Raw genomic sequence first — 5,901 nt, 5'->3', positions numbered from 1 at the left:
AATTCGACCTCCAGCTTGCACTGTGCCAGCTCGTCGGACCGTTGGTTTTTGCGCGAATAACCGGCATACGTGCCATAACCGCCGATGACTGCACGCGTCTCGTCGACGACTTCCTCACCGCTCGCCGGTCTACCGGAAGCTCACCCGAACCCAAACAGCCGTGTTGCGATGACGCAATCCACACCGACTGCGCACACGAACACTCGCGGTGAGCGGCGCGCAAGGCACGGCGCCGCCCGAATCGAGTCGACCGTACTGAGCCGGGCCCCGTGCGAGTCTCGTGTGTGGCGGACATATGTCGTCCGTTGGTAGCGCTGTGTGTCGGGAATCGAGCGGTCGCCCTGCCACAGCGCTACCGATCCGGTCGAAAATCGCCCGCGCGCGGGGTTTTTCACTGTAATTTGCGGTGGTGCCTTCGGCGATGATGACTACCGTCGACGGGTTTCCCATCCAGATCAGCGACACCGGTCCGGAGAAGGGCCCCGTCGTGGTGGTGTTGAGCGCGGCGCAGCGGGCACTGCCGGCCTACGACGCGGTGTGCGAACGTCTGCACACCGCGTCGCTGCGCACCATCGCGATCGCGGCGGACCCACGCCTGACACCCAAGTCGGTGGTGGGCATTCTCGACGTGCTCGACGTCCGCTGGGGTGTCCTGGTCGGTGACCGTGACGGCGCCGAGATCGCGTGGGAATTGGCCGCCACCCGGCTGGACCGCTTTACCGGTCTGGTGGTAATCGATCGGGGTCATCCACGCGTCGCCGACCACGCCGGTGTCATCCGCGACAGTGACTGCCCACCGGTGGAAATCAACACGACCGTTCTGGTCAGCAACTCGGCGGCGCACTCGGTGGCTCAGGCCAGCCAGCGATTCGTCTACGGCGACTACCGGGTGGTCGAGTTGCTCAGTCGACGCAACGCGCACGAGTCGACGGCTCAGTTGGCCGCCGAGATCGTCCTGCGCACGAGCACCTGGTGACCTTGTCACCGGAGGGCCTCCAGCGACTCGTCGAGGCCGGCGAGATCGAGACGGTGATCGTCGCGTTCAACGACCTGCAGGGCCGACTGATGGGCAAGCGGGTCTCGGCGGTGTTCTTCGCCGACCGGGTCGTCGAGGCCGGCGCCGAATGCTGCAACTACCTCTTGGCCGTCGACGTCGACATGAACACTGTCGCGGGCTACGCGATGGCGGGCTGGGACAGCGGTTACGGCGACATGGTGATGAAACCGGATCTGGCCACCTTGCGACGCGTCCCGTGGTTGCCGGGCAGCGCGCTGGTGCTCGCGGATCTGTTCTGGCACGACGGTCGTCCCGTCGAGGCCGCGCCGCGTCGCGTCCTGACCCGCCAACTGGATCGCCTGCGGCAGCGCGGACTGCGTGCCGACGTCGCCACCGAGTTGGAGTTCCTGGTCTTCGAGGACACCTACCGGCAGGCCTGGGCCAGCGGCTACCGCGACTTGACCCCCGCCAGCGACTACAACCTGGACTACGCGTTGATGGCCTCCAGCCGCCTCGAGCCGCTGCTGCGCGACATCCGGCTGCACATGCAGGGGGCGGGTCTGCGCTGGGAAACCGTCAAGGGGGAGTGCAACAAAGGACAGCAAGAACTCGGCTTCGGCTACGACGACGCGCTGATCACCTGCGACAACCACGGCATCTACAAAAACGGCGCCAAGGAAATCGCCGACCAGCATGGCAGGTCACTGACCTTCATGTCCAAATACGATGAGCGCGAAGGCAACAGCTGCCATATTCACATGTCACTGACGTCATTGGATGGTTCCGCGGTGTTCTCCGACGACAACGAACCGCTCGGCATGTCGCGCACCTTCCGCAGCTTCGTCGCCGGCCAACTGGCCACGCTGCGCGAGCTGACGCTGTGTTATGCGCCGAACATCAACTCCTACAAGCGGTTTGCCGACCGCAGTTTCGCCCCCACGGCGGTGTCCTGGGGGCTGGACAACAGGACGTGCGCCCTGCGGGTGGTCGGTCACGACGCGAGCATGCGGGTGGAGTGCCGAGTGCCCGGCGGCGACGTCAACCAATACCTGGCCGTCGCGGCCCTGATCGCGGGCGGGCTGCACGGCATCGAGAGTGAATTGCCCCTGCCGGAACCCTGCAGCGGCAACGCCTATGAGGACGTCAAGGACCACGACGGCGCCGGCCGACTGCCCGGTACGCTGGCCGAAGCGACGACGCTGTTCGATACGTCGGCGGTCGCCCGGCGGGCGTTCGGCGATGACGTGGTCGATCACTACGTCAACGCCGCCCGCGTCGAGGTGGCCGCATTCAACCGAGCGGTCACCGATTGGGAGCGGGTGCGTGGTTTTGAGCGGTTGTGATCCGGTGACGATGCGGACCGGGACGGTTCGAGAAGGAAGCGGGCACGTTGAGTGCTAATGCACCGGTTATCGGCCTGACCACGTATTTGCAGCAGGCCCGGACCGGAGTTTGGGACGTGCCCGCCAGTTTTCTTCCGGCCGTGTACTTTCAGGGCGTCACCGCAGCCGGCGGGGTGGCCGTCCTGCTGCCGCCGCAGCCGGTGGACCCCGAGATCGCCGAGCGGGTGCTCGACAGCCTGGACGGGCTGCTGATCACCGGCGGTACGGACGTCGACCCGGCGGTTTACGGCCAACGGCCGCATTCGAGCACGGATCAGCCGGCGCGGCAGCGCGATGCGTGGGAGTTCGCGCTGCTGCGTGCGGCGCTGCAGCGGCGGCTGCCGGTGCTGGGCATCTGCCGTGGCGCGCAGGTGCTCAACGTCGCACTCGGCGGTACCCTGCATCAGCACCTGCCCGACGTGATCGGCCACAGCGGGCATCGGGCCGGCAACGCGGTGTTCACCACCCTGCCCGTTCGCACGGTGCCCGGCACCCGGTTGGCCGCGCTGGTGGGCGACTCCGTCGATGCGCGGTGCTATCACCATCAGGGAATTGCCGAGCTCGGTGCGGGCCTGGTTGTCAGCGGCTGGGACGCTGACGGCGTCGTCGAGGCGTTGGAGCTGCCCGGGCCGGGTTTCGCGCTGGCGGTGCAGTGGCATCCGGAGGAGAGTTTGGACGACCTGCGGTTATTCTCGGCAATCGTCGAGGCAGCGCAGGCATACGCGAAGGAGCGGCGCTGATGGACCTGACGCAGCGGTTGGCCGGCAGAATCGCCGTGGTGACCGGCGGTGGCGGCGGTATCGGACTGGCATCGGCGCGGCGGCTGCACGCCGAGGGCGCCACCGTCGTGATCGCCGACATCGACGAGCGGACCGGTGCCACAGCGGCCGAGGAGGTGCATGGTTCTTTTGTGCCCGTGGATGTTTCGGAGGAGGCGTCGGTCAACCACCTGTTCGATACCGTGGCGGGCCGCTACGGGTCGGTGGACATCGCGGTCAACAACGCCGGTATTTCCCCACCGGATGACGATCTGATCGAGAACACCGAACTGCCGGCCTGGCAACGGGTGCAAGACGTCAACCTGAAGTCGGTATACCTGTGCTGCCGGGCGGCATTGCGGCACATGGCACCCACTGGACGCGGGTCGATCGTCAACATCGCCTCGTTCGTGGCGGTGATGGGCTCGGCGACCTCCCAGATTTCCTATACCGCGTCCAAGGGCGGGGTGTTGGCGATGTCACGCGAGCTGGGTGTGCAGTTCGCCCGGCAAGGCATCCGGGTCAACGCGCTGTGCCCCGGGCCGGTGAATACTCCTCTGCTGCAAGAGCTTTTCGCCAAGGACCCCGAGCGCGCGGCGCGCCGAATGGTGCACGTGCCGATGGGCCGATTCGGTGAGGCCGACGAAATCGCGGCCGTGGTCGCGTTTTTGGCCAGCGACGACGCGTCGTTCATCACTGCGGCAAGCTATCTCGTGGACGGCGGCATCAGCGCGGCCTACACCACCCCGCTGTAAGGTCAGCCGACGCGTTCGGCCTGCACCGTCCACTTCTCCTCGATGCGCCCGTAGCGCCAGATCAGCAGGGCGCCGGCCCAGGTGGCCACGAACAGTACGACGATGGCAAAACCAATCGTGTTGAGGTCGACACTGCTGAGCCAGCTCCAGAATCCACCGGTCCAGCCGAACTGCCCGGCCAGCAGCCCGAGTAATTCGAAGCTGCCGATGAGCAGCGCGACGATCACCGACAGACCGGTGATGGTGATGTTGTAGTAGACCTTGCGGACGGGGTTGGAAAACGCCCAGCCGTAGGCGAAATTCATGAACGAGCCGTCGATGGTGTCCAGCAGGCACATGCCCGCCGCGAACAGCACCGGCAGGCACACGATGGCATACCAGGGCAGGCCGGCGGCGGTGCTGGTGCCGGCCAGCACCAGCAGCGTGACTTCGGTTGCGGTGTCAAAGCCCAGGCCGAACAGCACCCCGATCGGATACATGTGCCACGATGCGTTGACCGATTTGGTGAATCGGCCGAGCAGCCGATTGAGCAGTCCGCGGTTGTTCAGTTGCGCTTCGAGTTCGGCTTCGTCGTAGCGGCCGCGGCGCATCTGTGCGAACACCCGCAGGATGCCCACCAGGATCACCACATTGATGATGGCGATCAGGTACAAGAACACGCCCGAGACGGTGGTGCCGATCAGGCTGGTGTAATGATGCAGGGCCGAAGAGCCCTGCCCGACGGGTCCGATGATGGCCTTGAGCCCGAAGGCGATGAGCAGTGCCAGCCCGAAAACCACCGACGAATGGCCCAGGGAGAAGAAGAAGCCGACGGCAAGCGGCCGTTGCCCGTCGTTCATCAGCTTGCGGGTGGTGTTGTCGATCGCGGCGATGTGGTCGGCGTCGAATGCGTGGCGTAATCCCAGCGTGTAGGCGGTCAGGCCGATGCCGATACCGAATGCCTTGTCCCCGATGCTCAAGTGAGCCGGCTCGACGACGAGTAGCATTGTGCCCCAACCGATTACATGTAGCGCGATAATGATCGCGAACATCGATCCCAGACGCAGCCACTCGTCGGGCGTCAAAGCCCCGCGTAGTCGAGAGCGCGACGAGGGTTGCCTGCTGAGCGCGTCGGCGGCCATGTCGCGTCCCATCTGGATATGAACTCCAACCACGATCCGCGGTAAATTACGGGCAAAACTCTTGCGGATGATTCGCAAGAATTCTGCGAGTATTTCACAAGTGGGTCGGGGCGGGGAGCAAGTGCCAGCCCATCCCGTCGACGAGAACGACCACCACGCGCCGCACATCGCCGACCCGGGCGGCCACCCCCAACGCGTCCACCGCCCCGTCGACGGACAGCGACGTAGCCGCGGCGGGCAGCACGTCGCAGATCGAACCGGCCATAGCTGTCAGTCTGGCAGCCACGGGGCGCTGCGTGCGTGATACTGGACGGGTGGGCAGGCCCTCGGCTTTGGATCCGGCCGTCATCGAGCGGATCGGCGAGCTGCTGCGCGCGCACGGTCTGCGCCGAATGGCGTCGCGCATCGCGGTCCTCGCCGTGCTCGAGCCCGTCCACAGTCACCTTTCGGTGGCAGAGATCGACCGGCGGCTACACGACTGCGTGCCGTCCGACGACCAGGCGCCGGATATGGCGACGATCTACCGGACCGTGACAACGTTGGTGGATCAGGGTGTGCTGCACGCGTTGACGCTGGACGGCGGCGTCACCACCTACGGCTTGGCCACCGACCCGCATCATCACGCGGTGTGCACCGAATGCGGTTCCATCATCGAGGTGCCCGCGGGACGATTGGCCGCCGCGCTCGAACATGCGATGGCGGGCAGCTCATTTGCGCTGTCGGAGCGGGCGGGTCTCACGTTGCGCGGGCTGTGCCCGCGGTGCCAGGGTGATGCGACGGTCTGACTGCGAGCCGCTCGTTGGTGAGGTCGAGTTGACGACGGGTGCTCTCGGCCAACGCACGGACCTGTCCGGGTTGCAGCCGGCCGCACAGCCGACCCCAATGGAA

8 protein-coding genes and 1 pseudogene are annotated in these 5,901 nt (G+C 66.0%); 6 read left to right on the top strand and 3 right to left on the bottom strand.

Annotated features, from left to right (window positions below):
- From AC2VOG_RS19830 to AC2VOG_RS19810, 5 genes and pseudogenes are all read left to right on the top strand, one after another.
- Nucleotides 1–212: pseudogene (locus AC2VOG_RS19830) on the top strand (hypothetical protein); the annotation flags it as partial.
- A gap of 212 nt (nucleotides 213–424) precedes the next feature.
- The gene (locus AC2VOG_RS19825) at nucleotides 425–976 is read left to right on the top strand and encodes an alpha/beta hydrolase (protein ID WP_486941534.1); all 552 of its coding nucleotides are present in this window, start codon (nucleotides 425–427) and stop codon (nucleotides 974–976) included.
- Nucleotides 970–2,340, top strand: coding sequence for a glutamine synthetase family protein (locus tag AC2VOG_RS19820; RefSeq protein ID WP_486941533.1), 1,371 nt, complete (start codon nucleotides 970–972; stop codon nucleotides 2,338–2,340). The genes AC2VOG_RS19825 and AC2VOG_RS19820 overlap by 7 nt, the downstream gene beginning before the upstream one ends.
- Nucleotides 2,341–2,387: 47 nt before the next feature.
- On the top strand, nucleotides 2,388–3,119 hold the full coding sequence (locus tag AC2VOG_RS19815; protein ID WP_486941529.1) for a gamma-glutamyl-gamma-aminobutyrate hydrolase family protein: 732 nt from the start codon (nucleotides 2,388–2,390) through the stop codon (nucleotides 3,117–3,119).
- Nucleotides 3,116–3,892, top strand: a complete 777-nt coding sequence (locus AC2VOG_RS19810) for a 3-oxoacyl-ACP reductase (protein ID WP_486941532.1) — start codon at nucleotides 3,116–3,118, stop codon at nucleotides 3,890–3,892. The genes AC2VOG_RS19815 and AC2VOG_RS19810 overlap by 4 nt, the downstream gene beginning before the upstream one ends.
- Nucleotides 3,893–3,894: 2 nt before the next feature.
- On the opposite strand, the gene nicT is transcribed toward AC2VOG_RS19810, so the two are convergent.
- Nucleotides 3,895–5,013, bottom strand: a complete 1,119-nt coding sequence (nicT, locus tag AC2VOG_RS19805; protein ID WP_486941531.1) for a Nickel transporter NicT — start codon at nucleotides 5,011–5,013, stop codon at nucleotides 3,895–3,897.
- Nucleotides 5,014–5,107: 94 nt separating this feature from the next.
- Nucleotides 5,108–5,278, bottom strand: coding sequence for a hypothetical protein (locus tag AC2VOG_RS19800; RefSeq protein ID WP_486941528.1), 171 nt, complete (start codon nucleotides 5,276–5,278; stop codon nucleotides 5,108–5,110).
- A 49-nt stretch (nucleotides 5,279–5,327) separates the two neighbouring features.
- Between AC2VOG_RS19800 and AC2VOG_RS19795 the strand changes: the two genes are divergently transcribed.
- Complete coding sequence (locus AC2VOG_RS19795) at nucleotides 5,328–5,798, top strand: Fur family transcriptional regulator (RefSeq protein ID WP_486941527.1); 471 nt, start codon at nucleotides 5,328–5,330, stop codon at nucleotides 5,796–5,798.
- Here AC2VOG_RS19795 and AC2VOG_RS19790 read toward each other — a convergent pair.
- Nucleotides 5,749–5,901: DUF6390 family protein (locus AC2VOG_RS19790; protein ID WP_486941530.1), on the bottom strand; the 153-nt coding region annotated here is incomplete at its 5' end. The genes AC2VOG_RS19795 and AC2VOG_RS19790 overlap by 50 nt on opposite strands.

This window comes from Mycobacterium sp. TH-M11, from assembly GCF_057473725.1.
The sequence above is the reverse complement of the archived record's forward strand: the minus strand, read 5'-3'. Positions and strand labels throughout refer to the sequence as shown.